Origin of the sequence: Streptomyces sp. NPDC059456 (genome assembly GCF_042750055.1) — a bacterium.
GTDB lineage: Bacteria > Actinomycetota > Actinomycetes > Streptomycetales > Streptomycetaceae > Streptomyces.
Map to the genome: position 1 here is coordinate 40,833 of NZ_JBHYVA010000001.1, position 15,717 is coordinate 56,549.

Sequence of the window (15,717 nt, forward strand, 5' to 3'; positions counted from 1 at the left end):
TTGAGATGATCAAGCTGATCTACCTTGGTGATCACGAGGGCGATGATCGTCAAGGCTGACCGTGATCACACCCGGCTATGGCTCGGCCCGGCCGGCAGCCTGGCCCGTGGCCGACGACCCAGCCAACCGTCAAGCCGGCTCCTCGGGTGGCGTCCAGCCGAGGGCGACCAGCGCCTCATGTGTGGCCCGGGTCAACATCACCTCGGCTTCGATCGAGCCGAGCTGAGTCACGTCGATCAGCTGCAGGTCAAGGTCCAACCGAGGGATCATGCCAACGCTCATGCGCAGGCTCAGGCCGGCCAGACCTTGGGCGATGTCCACCCCGTCGACCAGCACCCGGTACCTGTCCGGGCTGTCCTGGTGGATCTCGACCTGGTGCCGGCTCACACCCGCTCCCTCTCGTTCAGCAGGTTGGCCACAGCCAGCCACGAGCAGGCCAGCTGATCAAGGCGTTCGATGAGCGGCAGGTTGGTCAGCTCCAGCTCGGCCTGGGCCAGCAGCCTGGCCGCGTGGCCAATGGCTTCGTCGGCCGTCACGCTGGCTCCTCGGGCTGGCCTCCGCGGCGGGCGATAGTCGCGGCCTCCTCTGCCTCAGCTTTCATCGGACGCTCCCAGATGCTGGCCCACACGCATGCTGAGGCAGCTGCTCCACAGCCGACAAGCGGGCCCGTCGAGAGCGCCGCGATCCGCCTGACCGCCTGGCTGCTGGGCGCGCGCTCGCCGGGCACCAGCTTCAACTTGAGCGCCGTCATCCGTTCCACCCTCCAGGCTGATGCTGTGCGGTCTCGCTACTGTGGCACGAACCGCACAGCCCACGCCCGTGTCTCGGATCGTTGGGGTCGAGACCTTGCTCGACGAGCTCGCGCCGGCTGAGCGGGTGGTGGTCAGCGTGGACCGCGGGCGCCTGCCGGCAGATGACGCAGACCCGGTCGCGTGCCAGCACGCCGGGTCTGAACGTCCGCTCGTGCTGGCGTCCGTAGCCGCGCTGCCGTGCGCTGCCGCGCTTGGCCTCGGCCTGCCGCCTGTGATCCGGGCAGCGGCCGCCCTCGTCGGTGTACTCCGGGCAACCGGGGGTCGAGCACACCCGCCATCCTGTCCGTCTGGCCATCACGTCCACCTCCATCGGCGTACCGTGTGCGATCTCGATGGAGGGAGCCGTGATGGCTGAGCACGACGGACCTGACTGGGCAAGAGGACTGCTGGCCGTGGGCCTGCTGCTGTTGATCGGCGGGCTGTTCCTGCCGTGGCCGGTAGCTGTCGTTGGCCTGCTGATGATCGTGTTCGTGGGCGCTTCGACGGCGGGTCAGCGCCGGGCGAGCGGCAAGCCGCCGGAGACGCTGCTGCGTCCCGGCGACAGGCCTTGGCGTAAGCGGGACGAGGGTTAGCGGTCAGCTGACGCCGTACCACTGGCTCGCCCACCCGGTGTTGATGATCGACGTGGACTGGCTCGACAGCGTCAGCGACGAGGGCAATGACGTCTGACTGGTCAGTAGGTTGCTGTACCGCAGGTTCGGCGCGGTCAGGCCGGCATTGACCGAGACGCCTGCGCCGCTTGCTTTGAACGTCAGGCTGTTGGTGGTCCAGGTCCCGTTGAGCAGCATCGCGATGAAGTAGGTTCCCGGCGCTGCGGTGAACGGGGTCACCAACGACACCGCTTTGGCCGTCGCCCCCGACATCAGCGACGAGGAGATATCTGCTGTCGTGCCCTTCAGGTTGCCGGCCGCGTCGTACACGCCGAGGTAGCAGTTCGCCAGCGAGGCGCCCGCGTCGACACCAGACAGGCCGAACCAGATAGAACTCCAGGTGATCGGCTCCCGGATGGGGATCTTGACGAGGGTGATCCGGCCCGCCACGCCCGCGTTGCTCTGCGCGGTGACGTGGCCGGCCATGTTCGGGTCGTAGGTCCAGGTGAGCAGGCCTTGCTCGGAGGGGCGTTCCGCCCACGAGGTCGCCGTGGGTGCTGCCTTGATGTACCAGCCACTGCCGGACGGTACGAGCGTGGCGTAGTCCCATTGGTTGTCGAGGCGCCGGGTGAGCTGTCCGTCGATGGTCTCGCTGCCTGCGCCGTCGATGGTGACAGCGTTGACACTGCTGTCGATCTTCTTGACGGTGATGGGGTCGGTGCGGCCTACCGCGGTGGGCAGGGTGATGGTGATGGCTCCGCTGGTGGCGTCGGCGAGGATGTGCTCGTCGAAGCTGGTCGCCGTGTAGTTGCTGGTCTTCGTGGTGATCGGGTAGGTCAGCTGGCTGTTGCGGATCTTCAGCCCGGTCGGGTTGTCGAGCGTCAGGCCGGCCGCGGTGAACAGGCCGGCGAGGACGACTTCGCCGCGGGCTGCGGCGAGGCCGGTGCCGCTGGTGCGGTCGCCGAAGCGGGGCGTGCTGGTCTCGGTGTCGATCTTCAGGTACACGGTCGGCCCGAGGCCGCCCGTCCCGGGCCCGAACACGTAGACGAGGTAGGTGCACTGCTCGATGCTGATCAGCGACCCGTTGATCGAGTGGGCGGCGCCGACGGAGCTGTAGTACGTTCCGACGGGGCAGAGTGCGGCCCAGCAGTACAGGATGCGCAGGCCGTAGATGTCGGTGTGCTCGGTGGCGAGGAGGCCGTAGGTGTAGCCGCCGCCGATGGTCCAGTTCCTTAGGATCGTGCAGTCGTTGTTGCCGTTGGCTGGCAGCAGGATCCCGATGGACAGGCCGGTTGCGAAGACGTTCGGGGAGACGTAGCTGCCTGCGGGCGGGGCGACGACGCCGGTGGTGCTGGTCTGGCCGTCCCGTAGCTGGGCGTTGGCGACGCCGGACAGGTCGATGGCTGTGTAGGTGAGCCCGAATTTGCTGTGGCAGGTCAGGATCGACAGGTCGCCGATGTCCACGTACAGGTTGGAGAAGTTGCCCGGGGCGACTCCGTAGCCGCCCGGCTGGGAGGGGCCGCCGAGCACGGACGGGTTACCGCCTGCATTGATCGAGTTCGCCTGGGCGGTGGCGTTGGCGAACAGCCCGAAGGAGACCAGGGTCGACCCGGTCGTGTTCGGGACGGTCTGCTGCCAGTGCTGGACCCCGGCGCCCGTGTGGGCGCCCCGGATGGTCAGGGTCAGTTTGCGGGCGGTGGCCGCCACGACCGGCAGGGTCAGCTGCGCATTGCCGAGGGTTGAGCCGCCAGTCCTCAGCGCTCCCGCTACGCCGTAGAACGCGTTCGTGGCCGGGGGGATGAGGACGGTGGCCGCGCCGGAGTGGGTGCCTGCGTAGGCGACCGCGGCGTCGATGGCGGCCTGGATGGCGACGGTGTCGTCCGAGGCCCACATGGCAGGCACGCCGGAGATAGTGCTGCCCGCGGTTGCGGACAGCGTGACGTGGCTGCTGTCGGTGTACGCCGAGATCGTACCGACGAGCGTCTCGCCAGAGGTGCCAGCCCCGAGGACCATGACGTTTTTGCCGACGTCGCCGGCGGTGAACGGGGCACTGGTCGAGCAGGTGAGGACGGCGCTGCCTGACGTCATGGCCGCGTCGGAGGCGACCTTGCCGTTACCGAGGGCGCCGTAGGTGGTGACATCGAAGATCCAGGCGGACTTCGCCTGGTACTTGGATGCGGCGTCGGCTCGGTCTCCGTGCGGGTCGGCCGCACCGGCGTGGGTGGCAACCTTGGCTGTGGCGCCGGCCGCGGTCTCCAGCAGCGCAGTGTCAGCGATCCCATGCACGGCGGTGGTGTCCGCCTCGTGTGCGGCGACCTTCGCCGTAGCGTCCAAGGCGGCAGACGCGATCGCAGCAGTTTGGGCTGCGTCGGCCTTCGCCTGCGCCCCGCTCTGGGTCTCCAGGGTCGCGGTGTTGCTGATCCCGTGAACGGACGTTGTATCGGCCTCGTGTGCCGCGAGGGCGCTCGCAGCGACTGCCCGGTCACCGTGGGGGTCCGTGGCCGACGCGTGGGCCACGACGGCTGCGGCGGCGGTCCCTTCTGGGTCCGCATGGACGTCACTGGCGTCCAGGACGACGGCGCCTACCTTGCCGTTGACGGAGGAGACTGCGCCGCCGCTGCCGCCCGAGGGCCCGCCGTTGGGGGCGGGAACAGGGGTAATGTCGGCGATGTCGACGGTGCCGGTGCCGGTGATGTTCGCCCAGTAGGTGACCCGCCGGCCCCCGTTGCTGGGCTGGATGTCGACGCGCCAGCGCCAGCCGGTCGGCTGGATGCCGGCCGCGTCGCACGGCAGGATCTGCACGGAGATCGTGCCGTTGGCGATCATGACCGATCCGCCGCCCGGGTAGACCGCGTTCCGGGTGGAGTCGACCAGGTAGGCGGACGGGCTGAGCACGACTCGCCCCTGGAATGGGGTGCCGGCGACTGCCGACGGGATCGTGCCGACCAGCGTGACAGTGGGGGTGCCCGGAGGGAACGACACGACGGCACCTCCTCGTCGGTCAGGCGGCTCTTGCTCCGGCGGGCAGTGGCGGCGGGTCGCCGAGGGTGACTTCGCCGGTCCAGTCGTCGACCGTCTTGCGGGGCAGGCCGCGTAGGTCGTAGCGGGCTGCCTTGCCTTGGCCGTGGACGGTGATGCGGCCTTCGGATGCCCAGCGCCAGATTGTTCCGATGGGGCGGCCGGTGTAGTAGGCGGCGTCGGCTGCGGTGGCGAGCCAGGGGCGGTCCATGGTCACCCCCTGGAACGACGAAGGCCGTCCCCCAAAAGGACGGCCTGAGCGCGCACGAGTGCTACTTCAGCAGATCATGACTTCGGTGGCTTACTCGTGTCAAGTCCTGCTCTCCGGTGGGACACTGCGCCCATGAAGGTCTCGTTCATGGTGCGGTGCCCCACGGAGTCCGAGTGCCTGGCTGAGCTGGATTGGTTGTGCCGTGAGCGGGGTGCGGTGGTGACGATGCTGCCGACGGACCGGTACGGGGATGGCTGGCTGGCCCGCGCGGTGCCCATGACGCAGGCCCCCGCGGTCGGCGAGGGCCTGTCGGTGGAGCGGTAGTCAGCCGAGGATGCGGATCACGGGTGCCGGTCCGGACTGGCTGTCGTTCCATGCGCCTGGCGAGAGCGCGTCGGGTGCTTCCTGGCGGATGCGGTCCCAGATCGTCTCGCAGGCCTGGTCGGCGAGTGGCCCTTCTCCGCCGGCTGCGGCGCGGATGGCGCCGATGAGGCAGTAGCCGACGGCGGCGTGTCCGACGTATCCGGTGATCCATCCGTGGACGGTGATCAGCCGGGCCGCCCCGGCGAAGACTTCCTCGACGGTGTTCGGCCGGACGGCTGGCGCGGCGGGCATGGGGACGGCGAGGATCTCGCCAGCTTCGGTGTCGACGTGGGCGGTCCGGATCGCCATGTCCCCGTGGGCGCCGGCGAGGCGCTCGTCCATGGCCAGGCCGCGGAAGGCGAGGCGCTCGTCGAGGGTGAGGGCGGGGGCCGTCCTCACCCGGTGCGCGGTGATGGCTGCCATTAGAACCACGAGGTCCGCTTGCGGCGTCCGGCCTTGAGGTCGGCGTTGGCGCGGTCTTCTGCCTCGTCGGCTGCGTACTGGATCTCCTTCATCGTCATTTCGAAGACCTCTTCGGGGAGCGGGCCGGCAACGCGCGGGCCCGAGCTGGAGTGGTGGGGAATGCCGCGCGGCTGGGTGTCGTACACGGTGCCGTGCCACTTGAGGAAGTACTCGGCGGAGCTGCTGTTGATCTGCCAGTCGCCGAGAAGGGGGTGCTTGCCGGTGACGGTGTATGAGCTCCAGGTTTCGGGGTGGTTCCAGAGGCGGGCGTCGCCGGCGTGTTCGAGCCGGTTGATCACGTAGACGGTGGCGCCCTTGCGGAGCCAGCGTTCGAAGTCGCGGATGTCGCGGGGCTTGTTGCCGTTCCAGGTCCTGCCCATGACGGTTCCTTTCGGTGGATGGTTTGTGATGGTTTGTCCTGCCGATCGGCGTGTGGTGCCGCTGCTCCGTTGCAGGTCAGGGCCTGCTCGGAGGCTGATCGGGGGTTGCTCGGCGGTCGTCGCGAGCAATAGGCGAGCGGGGGCCGATCGGGCTCTGACCTGCGGTGGAGCAGGGCGAGCAGAGCCCGATCAGGGGTGCGATCTGCGCATATCAGGCGCTGGCGAGGGTCTCCCGCTTGTAGCCGCGGGGGTTCTGCAGGCCGTCAGTCGGGCCGATCCCGCTCGGCTCTGGTACGCCAGCGGAGCTCATCTGGGCCTTGAGCTGGCTCACGGTCAGGTGAAGGGCGTCGGCCAGGGTTTCGGTCCTGATCCGATCGACCTGTCGCTCGTCCATGGCCCGGAGGCAGTTGGCGACGAATGCCTTCCGTGTGCCGGCGCCAGCCTCGTGCCGATGACGCTGGAGTGCGTCACCGGAGAGCGCGCCGTCGTCGATCCGGAGCTGGCGCCCTCGCTCGCAGATCTGCACGAAGTCGGGCAGGTCGATGACGTCGCCGCGGAGGGTGCGGTAGCCGTCCTCGGCTCCCTCTTCGATGACGACGACGCCCTTCGAGCTTTCAAGGAGGGCGTGCGGCGAGGCGCCGGCAGCTACGGCCATCTCTCCGAGGACCATCTCGGAGCTCTCGCGCGTCTTGGTGCGGAAGCAGGCGCGCTTGACGCAGACGTCGCGGAGTTCAGTGGGAACGCCAGTGGAGTCGGGGCGCTGGGTGATGTACACGCCCATGCCGAGGACGAAGCGAGAGACGCGATTAAAGCGGGCGAAGAGGTCGACGAGCAGGGGCTTGGCGGAAACGAGGCGTGGCCTGTCGGAGTCGTCGTCGGGCACGGGCATCTTGGTGAGGGCGGCACCGCCGAGGAGTTCCTGCAGCTCCTCGACGATGAGGAGCACCGGGCCCATTCCGTTTTCGGCGAGTTCCGGAGTGACCTTGCCTTCGGGTACGCGGTGGGGCTCCTCTTCGAAGAGCCGGTCGAGCTCGTCGCCGCGGGCCTGCATGTCGTCGATGACCGTGGTCATCGTGCTGAAGACTTCGCGGATGGTTTCAGGGTCGGAGCCGGCGATGAACCGGTGAGCGATCTTCTTCAGCGGCGCCCAGTCCGGTCCCTTCTTGCCGGTGATGACGATGATCCGGACGGTGGGGTCCAGGGCTCCTGCGGCTGCAATGAGGCGGGCGAGGTAGGACTTGCCGTAGTCCTGCAGCCCGCCGACCAGGATGGATGACCAGACGAGGTGGAGGTTCTGCCGGGCCTGCCGGGCATCCCCGCCGAGCGGGATGCCGTCGCGCCAGAAGTGCCAGCGCGGCGCGGTAATCAGTTCACTGGGCACCTTCGGACTGTTGAACGGGTTGGGGTTGTCGCCGACCCAGAGCGTGACCATGCCTTCGTGTCCGTCTTCGGCCGTGTCGGGCTTGAACTCGATCTGGGAGGCCTTCTTGCGGAGGGCGCCGGCCAGGTTCGCCAGTTTGGTCGTGGCCTTCACCGCGGGCATGCCTTCAGGGAGCTCGATGCGGGCGCTCCATCCGGGGCCGTCCCGGCGGATGCCGCCGATGATGCGCGTCTCGGCCTGCTCCGCGGCGGTGATGATGTCGGCCTTGACGAGCGCGGAGATCAGATCCTGTTCGCCTCGGACCTCGGCGCGGTCGGCTGCGTTGCCGCTACTCACTGCCGCCGGGGTGTGCCCCGCCTCGATGGCCGGAGGTGTCTCCTCGTCGCTGATGGCGTGACGGAGGCCGGTCAGGTAGATGCCGAGGGCTGCGGCGAGGTCGAACATCAGCCCGCCGGTGAAGGTGCCGACGGCAAGGCCGGTTCCGCCGGCGAGCGTCCAGGCCCCGGTGATGCCGAGGTGGGTGAGCCGGTGCTTGCGGTATTCGGCGCGGAGATCCTTCTTGATCTTCTTGAGCTCGCCCTTCTTGTCGACGGGTGCCTCGCGGAGGGCCCGGCGCACGGCTTTGATTGTGTGGGGGTAGTCGTCGGAGTACCGGTCGACCCAGTGCCGGCCGAGATTGCGGTAGCCGCGGCCGACCATCGGGAGGTACAGGCGGTTGCCCTTCGCATGGTTCACGGCGGCCCCCAGCAGGGACGGCAGGGCGGCCTTCTCGATGGCCTTGGTCTTCTCGATGACGACCCCTTCGAGGGGGGTGGCCGGCTGGTCGGGTACGACGGTCAGGTGCGGGTGCGGGGCGGCGGCGCTCACTGGTCTCCCTCCGTGTTGTTGACGGCGTCTCGGACGCGCTGGGCGTAGACCTTGGAGCGCCCGAGGAGGCGCGCAACGGCGGGGGTAGAGAAGCCGTTGGGGTCGGCGTCGCGCAGCTTTCGCGCGGCCTCTACGTCGTCGTCCGACAGGGGCTCTGCGACATCCTTGCGAGCTGGGGTCGAATCCGACCCCTTCCCAATCCCCCCAAGGTCTCCGAGGTCCTGCACGGGGCCGCCAGAAGGCTTCTTGGGGCGCCCCTTCGCGGGGCTGGCCCCACCCTCGCCGCCGGGGCCGAAGATGTCCGCGAGGAGCTCCTCGACGGCGAGGTGCTGAGCCGCTCCGAGGTGCTCGGCGAGGGTCTGGTCGACGTACTCGCGGGAGGCAAGTTTCGCCGCGAGGAACTCGATGGTTCGGCCCTGCGGGAGGCCGTGCTCGATGACCCAGGCTTCGGCCCACAGGTCGGAGCTCTTGGTGTTGGCGGGGGCGTTCAAGGCGAGGACTTCGTACCGGGCCCAGACGGCCGGGTGGGCGACGGCGCGGCGTGCTTCGTCCCAGGCGCGATCACGGTTGATCGCGCCGAGAGGGTTGGCGGCCAGGATCCGCTCGAACTGCTCCCACTCTCCCGTGAATAGAGCCTTGCGCCGCTCGTCCTGGGCCGCGAGTTCTGCCTCGGCGGCAGCCTTGTCTGTGGCTACCTTCGCCTCGTGCGCGGCCCGCTTGTCGGCCTCGATCTTCTGCCGGCCCTCGGCCTCGATGCGCTTGGCCTCCACGAGGGCCTCAGCCTGAACCCGTGCTGCTTCCAGCTCGGCCTCGGCCTGCTTGGCCTGCTGCTCGGCGAGCTTGCGTTCGGCGCGTGTCGCTTTGGCTTCCTTGGCCCGGGCGCCGAACTGGTGAACTGCCCAGAGTCCGGGGCCGGCCAGTGAGGCGAAGCCGCCGGCGAGACCGAAGATGGCGCCGATGTCGGGGTGCAGGAAGCCGTCGGCGATGTTGATGCTGGCCGCGACCGAGGCGAAGAAGAAGGTCAGGCCGAGGTAGGGCCATGCCACCCGCCTGTTCACGATCGCGGCGTGAGCCAGGCGCATAGCAGCCCAGGCCGCCACTTCCAGCATGATCGGGACGGCGGCGTTCCACGGCCGGTCGGGGTCCCAGAAGGCGCGAAGCTGGAGCGGGAGCGCGACGAGGAAGCAGAGGGCGGCGAACCGCTTGACACCCTCGGCCGCATGCCGGTCGAGCTTCTTCGCTTCAACCTTACGGTGACGTTCGGCCTGTTCGGCGGCGAGTGCGTCCGCGCTGGCCTTGGCCCTGGCCGCGTTCTGCTCCGCGGTTTCGGCCTCCTCGGCTTCGCGGGCTCGGCGCGCGGCCCGCTCGATCTCCTCCGCCTTGGCCAGCGCGGCGGCGATCTTCGGCGCGTCCAGGGCTTCCCGCCGGCGGCGGTCCGCCTCGCGGTCCTCCCAGGAGCGGTAGTCGGCGCTCACGGTCGTAATCCTTTCGTGGTGTGGGGGTTATGCGGCGGTGTCGTAGGGCGGGTGGCCGGTCTTGGCGGGGCGGATCCTGTGGCCGTCGAGGGTGGCGGTAGCGGCAACCGCGAGGGCAGCGAGGGCGACGATGAGGAGCCGCTCCCAGACGGGAGGGTCGATGCCGAACACCCAGGCGAACAGGCCGAGGAACGCCAGAACAAAGATCGAGCGGCGCTGGGCGATCAGCGCGGCGGTCACCAGTCCTCCCCGTCGCCGTAGCCGCCGTAGTCCACACACGCGGCGAGGATCTGCATGGCGACCTCTCGGGAGTGGGGTCCGGCTTCGGCGCACAGCCGGTCAGCCGGCTTGCTGTCGCCACGGACCTGCAGGGCGCGTCCGGCGGCGGCGATCTCCTCGTCGCTCGGGATGCGGGGCTCGGCGGGCGGGGTCGGGGGCTTGCGGCTGAAGAAGGGCATGGCGAAGCTCCTCGTGTCGCGGGATGGTGGGGTGGCGCTGACAGATCTCCAGTCCGCCCGTTCGAGACGGGCGGAGCGGGCTACGGTCAGCCGGCGGCCAGCGGCAGGCAGCGATCGCTGGCATCGCGGCGCTGGGAGTGTATGAGGGCGATCTGCTCGGCAATGGGGTTGGAGCGGTAGTCGCGGCTAGCGCCACAGCGGCGGCATTCGACGCCAAACTTCCGGCCGCGGTGCACCACCTGAACGCGTCCCTGACCGAACTTCTTCACTACGAACGGCATGGTCTTCCCTCCCTGGGCCGGGGCTGTCCCGGCTCCCCGTCACCGCCCGGCGGCCGGGCGGATCAGGCAGCCGTCAGTCCCAGTCGGCGTCTTCGATTGCTTCGGCGCGGGCTTCGAGAGCCTCTCCTCGGTCCCAGTCGCCGTACCATTTGGCCTTCTCGGCCTGCTCACGCAGGCGTTCGGCTCGCTCCAGGTTGTCCATCACTTCTCCTTCAGTCGTTGACGCGGGGCGGATCGGGCAACCGGTCAGGCTTCTTCGGGTGCGATCACGGCCGGGATGACGACGGTGGCCAGGAGGGCGGCCAGCCCGAAGGCGGCGACACCGGGGGCGACCAGGTCGAGTAGCAGCAGGCCGGCCACGAAGATCAGGCTGGCGACGGTGGCCTTGGTGTACTCCTCGTTCATCTCGGGCTCCGTTCAGCGGATCTCGCGGGCGAGGTACTCGAGGCTCTGCGCCTCGCGTTCGTCCCGGCCGATGCCACGGTTCGTCTTCCAGGCGCGAGTGAGGGTCAGCTTCTCAACGCCGTAGTTGTTGCGGAGGCCCTTCATCGCCAGCTCCCGCGACCCCGGCCGGCCGAACTGGACGGCGTGGACCAGCTCGTGCACGACGGTCTCGTCAGTCATGCGGGTGTCGCTGGCCAGAGGGTTTGCGTTGAGGACGATGACCGCACCGCCGCGAGCGAGGGTCGTGATCCCGAGGTAGTCGACTCGCTCAGCACGCAGGGGCAGGGTGTCGACTCCCACGACCTGCTGCTGTACTCCGATCACCACCTCGGGACAGTGCTTCTCCGCGGCGACGACGATGCGCGTGGGCACCATTCGTTCCCGCATCCGCTGCTCAACCAGCCGGCCTGCCTGGTCGGCGATCTCCTGCACACGGCGCAGAAGGGGCGCGTAGCGGCGGTGTAACTGGTAGCCGGAGACGTCCATTAGGCGGCCGACTGGAGGGCGTCGAGCTGGGCGACGAGGGACGGGAACCCGGGGTACTCGGCGTCGATGTGCGCGGCCTCAGCCAGGATCTCCGCCGTTCGGATCGGGGATCCCGCGAGGCGGGCGGTCAGGTAGTCGGCGATGACCGACGCGTGCAGGGAGGTGATCGCGTCCTCGATGGTCTGGGTACGGCGGCGGGCCGCGAGGCTGGTAATGGTGGCGTTCATGACGGTGGTCCTTCCGGTGGTCAGGCGGGGTGATGGGCGGGCGGGTCAGGAGTCGCAGTTCGCGGCGTGGACCTGGGCCCAGCCGCGCATCAGATCGGCCGCGTTCGTGGACGTCGACCCGTTCGCCATCAGGCAGCCGCGGCAGCCAGCAACGATGTTCCGGGCGCTGGCCGGGTTCGGGCGGACTTCCACGGAGCTACCGCGGCGGGTGTGGAACTGGGCGATGAGGCCGTTGGACATGACGGGTGGTCCTTCCGGTGGTCAGGCGGGCTGGTCGGTGTCGGGCTGCGGGTCGTCGAGGTCGCCGAGGTCGCCGAAGACCCAGATGAAGGAGCGGTCGTCGTTGTCCGGCTCCAGGTCGGCCGGCAGGTTCACTCGCTGCCACCTCCCGGCTTGGGCATGGCCCGGCAGGTCTCGGCGTGGGACTGCGCCCACTTCAGGGCGTCACCGGTCAGCAGGAACGGGGCCTTTCCGGTCTCGTCCGCGTCCGTCGTGAGGGGGTGCTTCTCCGCGGATGTCACCGTGTGCTTGGGGTCGATACATCCGAAGCCGGCGCACTTGGCGATGACTGAGAACTCGACGACGTGCTCCTCGCCGCCGGTGACGGCCTGCCGTCCGCTGAACTTGGAGCGGATGGCTACGGCGACTACGGCCCCGCTGAGGGCGAGGAACTCGCCCACCGGCTGGTCGACCTCGTCGGCGGAGATGAAGTACCTGCCGCGGTCGCGCTGATAGGCGATGTACGAGCGGCGGTCACGGATCGCCTCGGCGATCGTCGCGGGCTGGGTTTCGGGCATGACGGTGCTCCTCGGTTGGTCGTGCCGGGAGGGGTGGTCTAGCGGTTGGCGTCTAGCTGGTCGGCGCGTTCGTCGCAGTGGTCGGCCCGCTCGCGGAACTGGCGGGCGACGTGTGCACGCCCGGCCTGCTCGTGGCGGGCAGCGATCTCGCGGTAGGCGCGGGCCTCAGCCCGGTAGGCCTCGGGGCTGGCGTGCTGCATTGCTACTCGCCGCCCTGCGGGTCGATGGGGTCGCTGTCGCCCTGCCCGCACCAGTCGCACGGGCATTCGCCGGGCTGGCTGGTGCTGGCGGCGGCCGCCTCGAAGGCGAGGCGTGCGGACAGCTGGTAGGCGGGGAGGCTGCGGTAGGACTGGCATGCCGGCTCGGCGAGGATTTCGACGACGCGGCTGGCGAGGCCTTCGGCGCGGTGTTCCTCGGTGATCGCGAGGGCGGGGGCGCTCATGACGTCATCGCCGGGCGGCGGACGTAGGAGGCCTTGGCGTGGCAGTCCACGTCGGCCTGCGACATCTGCGGCTGCTCGATGACGAGCGGGCCGGTGCCGCGCTTGAACCCCGTGGCGATCAGACGCCGGGCCGGGGTGGACTGGGTGGCCTTCTGCATCACGCCACCGCCTTCGAGTTCTCCAGAACCGGGCCGCGTCGCAGTCGCTCGTCGATCACGTACTCGGGGATGCGAATCTCTCCGCCGCGCTTCTTGCTGCCTTCGGCGGGCTGCTTGCCGTATCGGATCGATGCGAGCTCTCCCTCGTCGACCCAGCGGTAGATCGTCGAAGGGTGCACGTCAAGGGCGGTGGCCGCCTCCTTGACAGAGAGCGTCGGGAGCTTCAGGGGAAGCGCCATCGCGGGCGTCCTCCAATCCGTTTGTCGGGGGCTGAACGTTCTCAACTGTACTGCTTTTTCTAAAAAGCAACAAGCTTCTCGGGACGGCTGGAAGTGCAACCTGGCCGCTTATCGTGATGAGCAGCTAGGTTGGACAGTCAGGAATGGCGGACGGAGAGGCATGTGACCAGCAGCAATGAGTGGGTGAGCACCTCGGCGCCCTACATCAAGCCGCGTCCGAAAATGGATGGCGACGCATGGGCCGCTGAAGCGGCGGCGCAAGGCTCGGTCGGGCGTCAGACCCTCACAGCCGCTGGTGAGGAACCCGCCCCAAGCTCGATCGCGGGATACCTGGGTCTTGCCGCAGGTGAAGCGGTCATCGCGCGCCATCGAACCATCTACGCCAACGACACTCCCGTGGAGCTGGCGTCCACGTATTACCCCCTGGCCATCGCGTCCGGCACGGCTCTGGCGGAACCCCGCAAGATCAAAGGCGGCGCTGTCGCCCTCCTTGTGGAGCTCGGGTTCACGACCGTCCGAGTGCGGGAGGACATCACTGCCCGCATGCCAACCGTCGAAGAGCAGGTGGCCCTCGATGCCCCCGCCGACGAGCCCGTGCTCATTCTCGCCAGGCTCTCCCTGGACGAGAATGACCGACCCTTGCAAGCGGACCTGATGATCTCCCCCGCCAGGTTCCGGCGACTCCAGTACGAGCTGAAGGTGGCCTAACCGTGCCCGCACTCAACAGAACCCCGAAGGACGCCGTCGACCCGCGGGCGCTCCACGAACGAATCGCGACCGACCTCCGGCGCGAAATCCTGACCGGCGAGCGACCGCCCGGCGACAAGCTACCCAGCACCCAGGCACTGAAGGAGCGCTTCGACGCCTCAAGCGCGACCATCCAAAAGGCCGTCGCGATGCTCAAGGCCGAAGGCTTGGTCTCCGGCAAGGCAGGCTCGGCAGTCACGGTGCTGGAGCATCGGCGCGAGGTGATGCACCCGGCGGCCTACTCGAAGCCGGCCGACGCGGGGCGCCCATACCGCTGGCTGGAGGAGGCCGAGAAGCGCGGGAAGGCTCCGACGATCCAGCTGCTCAGAGTGGACGAGGTGCATCCTCCGGCCGACGTTGCCGCAGCTCTCGATCTGGGCGCAGACGGAAAGGCAGTGCTGCGTCAGCAGTTGCTCAGCTTGGACGGCGAGCCGTGCGAGCTGGTCAAGTCCTACTACCCGCTGGAGATCGCGCGCGGCACCGGGCTGGCCGAGCGTCGCCGGATCAAGGGCGGTACGCCCACGCTCCTGAACGAGTTGGGCTATCCCCCGGTTCGGACGATCGACCGCGTGACGGCAGAGGAGCCGACTCAGGAGGAGTATGCGGCGCTCCAACTGCCTAGCCCCATCTCCGTATTGCGCACCTTCCGCGTCGTACTGAGCGGCGACAACCGGCCGATCGAGGCCACGACTATGACGAAGGCCGGTCACCTGTACGGCCTGCAGTACGAGTTCTGAGCAACACGACGGCGCCCCCTCCAGCTTGGAGGGGGCGCTTTCTCGTTTGCTCCAACAACCCCACTTCCAACCATTCACAAAAAGCGATACGGTTCGTGCGTGGTACCCGTCACATCGAACAAGGGGGGGCCGTATGCCTCAGCGCACCGCGCTCTATCGCCTGTACAACGCCACCGGAGCACTTCTCTACGTGGGCATCACTTGCGATCCGGAGCGCCGATTCGGCGATCACACCACGAAGGGCTGGTGGTCCACAGTCGATCACGGCACGCTCAAATGGTTCAACAGTGAGTCCCTGGCGCTTGAGGCTGAGCTCGAAGCAATCCTCACAGAAGCGCCCAAGCACAACATTCAAGGTACGAAGCCGTACAGGGAGCGGCAGCGGGAGGTCGCGCTAGCCATCTCCCCCGAGAAGCGCCGTGCGCGCTCCGTCGGACAACAGGCTAGGGCGATCCAAGTCCGCACCCTGCGCGAGCTGAAAGCCGCGGGAGTCCCGGACGAAGAGGCGAAGCGGCAGGCGCTGCTCGCTCGCGAAGAACACAAAAAGGCATCCGGCCTCTTTGGGTAGCCGCAAACGTAAACGGCCGGGCGGTCATCACCCGCCCGGCCTGTTCAACCAGCGAGTCATCACCTCGCCGATCAAGAGATCTCAACCATCAAGAAGGAGTTCTCGATGACCACAGTACTGCCCGAGCGTCCTGTCGTCGCCGAGCCGGGCAAGGTCCGGACGTGGCTGCGTCGCATTTGGGGCGGCGGCCAGATCGTCGAATCTTGCCCGTCGTGGTGCACGGATCACCACCGAAACGACAGTGACGGTGCGCTGGTCGACCTCTGTCACGGCCGCGATTTCGACGCGATCATGCTGCCCGTGTTCGACGCGCAGGAGGGGACCCTGGAGATGCCGGTGCTGTCCGCTCGGATCGTCGTGGATCCGTATGACGACCGCCAAGAACGCCGGATGCCGCACGTAGTGCTGGAGCCCTGGCAGGACGAAGTGATGGAGTGCCTCAACCCGGACCAGTTCGCTGCGGTGATCGCGCAGGTCCGGGCGCACTGTGACGAGCTGGACAAGGTTCACGCTGCTCTGATCACAGCCCGCCAGGAGGCGACGAGCCTGTAACCCCAAGCGCACGCCAGAAGCC

At 68.5% G+C, this 15,717-nt stretch carries 27 protein-coding genes; 6 read left to right on the forward strand and 21 right to left on the reverse strand.

Annotated features, from left to right (window positions below):
• Positions 1–129 precede the first annotated feature (129 nt).
• Together ACFXA3_RS00250 and ACFXA3_RS00255 are read right to left on the reverse strand one after the other, a co-directional pair.
• Positions 130–387 carry a hypothetical protein gene (locus ACFXA3_RS00250; protein WP_385179761.1) on the reverse strand — a complete coding sequence of 86 codons (258 nt, stop codon included), beginning with the start codon at positions 385–387 and terminating at the stop codon, positions 130–132.
• Positions 384–536 (reverse strand): hypothetical protein, encoded by a 153-nt coding sequence (locus ACFXA3_RS00255; RefSeq protein ID WP_385179764.1) that lies wholly within the window; start codon positions 534–536, stop codon positions 384–386. The genes ACFXA3_RS00250 and ACFXA3_RS00255 overlap by 4 nt, the downstream gene beginning before the upstream one ends.
• A gap of 623 nt (positions 537–1,159) precedes the next feature.
• Between ACFXA3_RS00255 and ACFXA3_RS00260 the strand changes: the two genes are divergently transcribed.
• Positions 1,160–1,384 carry a hypothetical protein gene (locus ACFXA3_RS00260; protein WP_385179766.1) on the forward strand — a complete coding sequence of 75 codons (225 nt, stop codon included), beginning with the start codon at positions 1,160–1,162 and terminating at the stop codon, positions 1,382–1,384.
• Positions 1,385–1,387: 3 nt separating this feature from the next.
• On the opposite strand, the gene ACFXA3_RS00265 is transcribed toward ACFXA3_RS00260, so the two are convergent.
• Complete coding sequence (locus ACFXA3_RS00265) at positions 1,388–4,384, reverse strand: hypothetical protein (protein WP_385179769.1); 2,997 nt, start codon at positions 4,382–4,384, stop codon at positions 1,388–1,390.
• A 19-nt stretch (positions 4,385–4,403) separates the two neighbouring features.
• A complete protein-coding gene (locus ACFXA3_RS00270) occupies positions 4,404–4,631 on the reverse strand; it encodes a DNA-binding protein (RefSeq protein ID WP_385179770.1) in 228 nt (75 codons plus the stop codon).
• A 132-nt stretch (positions 4,632–4,763) separates the two neighbouring features.
• Here ACFXA3_RS00270 and ACFXA3_RS00275 point away from each other — a divergent pair, with 132 nt between their 5' ends.
• Positions 4,764–4,955, forward strand: a complete 192-nt coding sequence (locus ACFXA3_RS00275; protein WP_385179773.1) for a hypothetical protein — start codon at positions 4,764–4,766, stop codon at positions 4,953–4,955.
• Here ACFXA3_RS00275 and ACFXA3_RS00280 read toward each other — a convergent pair whose 3' ends face one another.
• From ACFXA3_RS00280 to ACFXA3_RS00360, 17 genes are all read right to left on the reverse strand, one after another.
• The gene (locus ACFXA3_RS00280; protein ID WP_385179775.1) at positions 4,956–5,417 is read right to left on the reverse strand and encodes a hypothetical protein; all 462 of its coding nucleotides are present in this window, start codon (positions 5,415–5,417) and stop codon (positions 4,956–4,958) included.
• Positions 5,417–5,836 (reverse strand): hypothetical protein, encoded by a 420-nt coding sequence (locus tag ACFXA3_RS00285; protein ID WP_385179778.1) that lies wholly within the window; start codon positions 5,834–5,836, stop codon positions 5,417–5,419. Before ACFXA3_RS00285 ends, ACFXA3_RS00280 begins: the two co-directional genes overlap by 1 nt.
• Before the next feature lie 211 nt (positions 5,837–6,047).
• Positions 6,048–8,084: a hypothetical protein gene (locus ACFXA3_RS00290; protein WP_385179781.1), complete on the reverse strand. Its 2,037-nt coding sequence runs from the start codon at positions 8,082–8,084 to the stop codon at positions 6,048–6,050.
• Positions 8,081–9,559 (reverse strand): hypothetical protein, encoded by a 1,479-nt coding sequence (locus ACFXA3_RS00295; RefSeq protein ID WP_385179783.1) that lies wholly within the window; start codon positions 9,557–9,559, stop codon positions 8,081–8,083. The genes ACFXA3_RS00290 and ACFXA3_RS00295 overlap by 4 nt, the downstream gene beginning before the upstream one ends.
• A gap of 27 nt (positions 9,560–9,586) precedes the next feature.
• On the reverse strand, positions 9,587–9,799 hold the full coding sequence (locus ACFXA3_RS00300) for a hypothetical protein (protein ID WP_385179786.1): 213 nt from the start codon (positions 9,797–9,799) through the stop codon (positions 9,587–9,589).
• Positions 9,796–10,017 carry a hypothetical protein gene (locus tag ACFXA3_RS00305; RefSeq protein WP_385179789.1) on the reverse strand — a complete coding sequence of 74 codons (222 nt, stop codon included), beginning with the start codon at positions 10,015–10,017 and terminating at the stop codon, positions 9,796–9,798. Before ACFXA3_RS00305 ends, ACFXA3_RS00300 begins: the two co-directional genes overlap by 4 nt.
• 86 nt (positions 10,018–10,103) lie before the next feature.
• Positions 10,104–10,298 (reverse strand): hypothetical protein, encoded by a 195-nt coding sequence (locus ACFXA3_RS00310; RefSeq protein WP_385179792.1) that lies wholly within the window; start codon positions 10,296–10,298, stop codon positions 10,104–10,106.
• Positions 10,299–10,371: 73 nt separating this feature from the next.
• Positions 10,372–10,500: a hypothetical protein gene (locus tag ACFXA3_RS00315; RefSeq protein WP_385179794.1), complete on the reverse strand. Its 129-nt coding sequence runs from the start codon at positions 10,498–10,500 to the stop codon at positions 10,372–10,374.
• A gap of 44 nt (positions 10,501–10,544) precedes the next feature.
• Positions 10,545–10,703, reverse strand: coding sequence for a hypothetical protein (locus ACFXA3_RS00320; protein ID WP_385179797.1), 159 nt, complete (start codon positions 10,701–10,703; stop codon positions 10,545–10,547).
• Positions 10,704–10,715: 12 nt separating this feature from the next.
• Positions 10,716–11,228, reverse strand: coding sequence for a hypothetical protein (locus ACFXA3_RS00325; protein WP_385179800.1), 513 nt, complete (start codon positions 11,226–11,228; stop codon positions 10,716–10,718).
• On the reverse strand, positions 11,228–11,455 hold the full coding sequence (locus ACFXA3_RS00330; RefSeq protein ID WP_385179803.1) for a hypothetical protein: 228 nt from the start codon (positions 11,453–11,455) through the stop codon (positions 11,228–11,230). Before ACFXA3_RS00330 ends, ACFXA3_RS00325 begins: the two co-directional genes overlap by 1 nt.
• 45 nt (positions 11,456–11,500) lie before the next feature.
• Positions 11,501–11,695 carry a hypothetical protein gene (locus ACFXA3_RS00335; protein ID WP_385179805.1) on the reverse strand — a complete coding sequence of 65 codons (195 nt, stop codon included), beginning with the start codon at positions 11,693–11,695 and terminating at the stop codon, positions 11,501–11,503.
• Positions 11,696–11,826: 131 nt separating this feature from the next.
• Positions 11,827–12,252 carry a hypothetical protein gene (locus ACFXA3_RS00340; protein ID WP_385179807.1) on the reverse strand — a complete coding sequence of 142 codons (426 nt, stop codon included), beginning with the start codon at positions 12,250–12,252 and terminating at the stop codon, positions 11,827–11,829.
• A 38-nt stretch (positions 12,253–12,290) separates the two neighbouring features.
• Complete coding sequence (locus ACFXA3_RS00345) at positions 12,291–12,452, reverse strand: hypothetical protein (protein WP_385179810.1); 162 nt, start codon at positions 12,450–12,452, stop codon at positions 12,291–12,293.
• 2 nt (positions 12,453–12,454) lie between these two features.
• Positions 12,455–12,694 (reverse strand): hypothetical protein, encoded by a 240-nt coding sequence (locus ACFXA3_RS00350; RefSeq protein WP_385179814.1) that lies wholly within the window; start codon positions 12,692–12,694, stop codon positions 12,455–12,457.
• A complete protein-coding gene (locus tag ACFXA3_RS00355) occupies positions 12,691–12,852 on the reverse strand; it encodes a hypothetical protein (RefSeq protein WP_385179816.1) in 162 nt (53 codons plus the stop codon). The genes ACFXA3_RS00350 and ACFXA3_RS00355 overlap by 4 nt, the downstream gene beginning before the upstream one ends.
• The gene (locus ACFXA3_RS00360) at positions 12,852–13,091 is read right to left on the reverse strand and encodes a helix-turn-helix domain-containing protein (RefSeq protein WP_385179819.1); all 240 of its coding nucleotides are present in this window, start codon (positions 13,089–13,091) and stop codon (positions 12,852–12,854) included. The genes ACFXA3_RS00355 and ACFXA3_RS00360 overlap by 1 nt, the downstream gene beginning before the upstream one ends.
• 162 nt (positions 13,092–13,253) lie before the next feature.
• Here ACFXA3_RS00360 and ACFXA3_RS00365 point away from each other — a divergent pair, with 162 nt between their 5' ends.
• The 4 genes from ACFXA3_RS00365 (at position 13,254) to ACFXA3_RS00380 (ending at position 15,695) form a co-directional block, all read left to right on the forward strand.
• The gene (locus ACFXA3_RS00365) at positions 13,254–13,799 is read left to right on the forward strand and encodes a UTRA domain-containing protein (protein ID WP_385179822.1); all 546 of its coding nucleotides are present in this window, start codon (positions 13,254–13,256) and stop codon (positions 13,797–13,799) included.
• Between the two features lie 2 nt (positions 13,800–13,801).
• Positions 13,802–14,575: a GntR family transcriptional regulator gene (locus ACFXA3_RS00370; protein ID WP_385179825.1), complete on the forward strand. Its 774-nt coding sequence runs from the start codon at positions 13,802–13,804 to the stop codon at positions 14,573–14,575.
• Positions 14,576–14,708: 133 nt separating this feature from the next.
• On the forward strand, positions 14,709–15,143 hold the full coding sequence (locus ACFXA3_RS00375; RefSeq protein ID WP_385179828.1) for a GIY-YIG nuclease family protein: 435 nt from the start codon (positions 14,709–14,711) through the stop codon (positions 15,141–15,143).
• Between the two features lie 105 nt (positions 15,144–15,248).
• Complete coding sequence (locus tag ACFXA3_RS00380) at positions 15,249–15,695, forward strand: DUF6907 domain-containing protein (RefSeq protein WP_385179830.1); 447 nt, start codon at positions 15,249–15,251, stop codon at positions 15,693–15,695.
• The last annotated feature ends 22 nt before the right edge of the window (positions 15,696–15,717 follow it).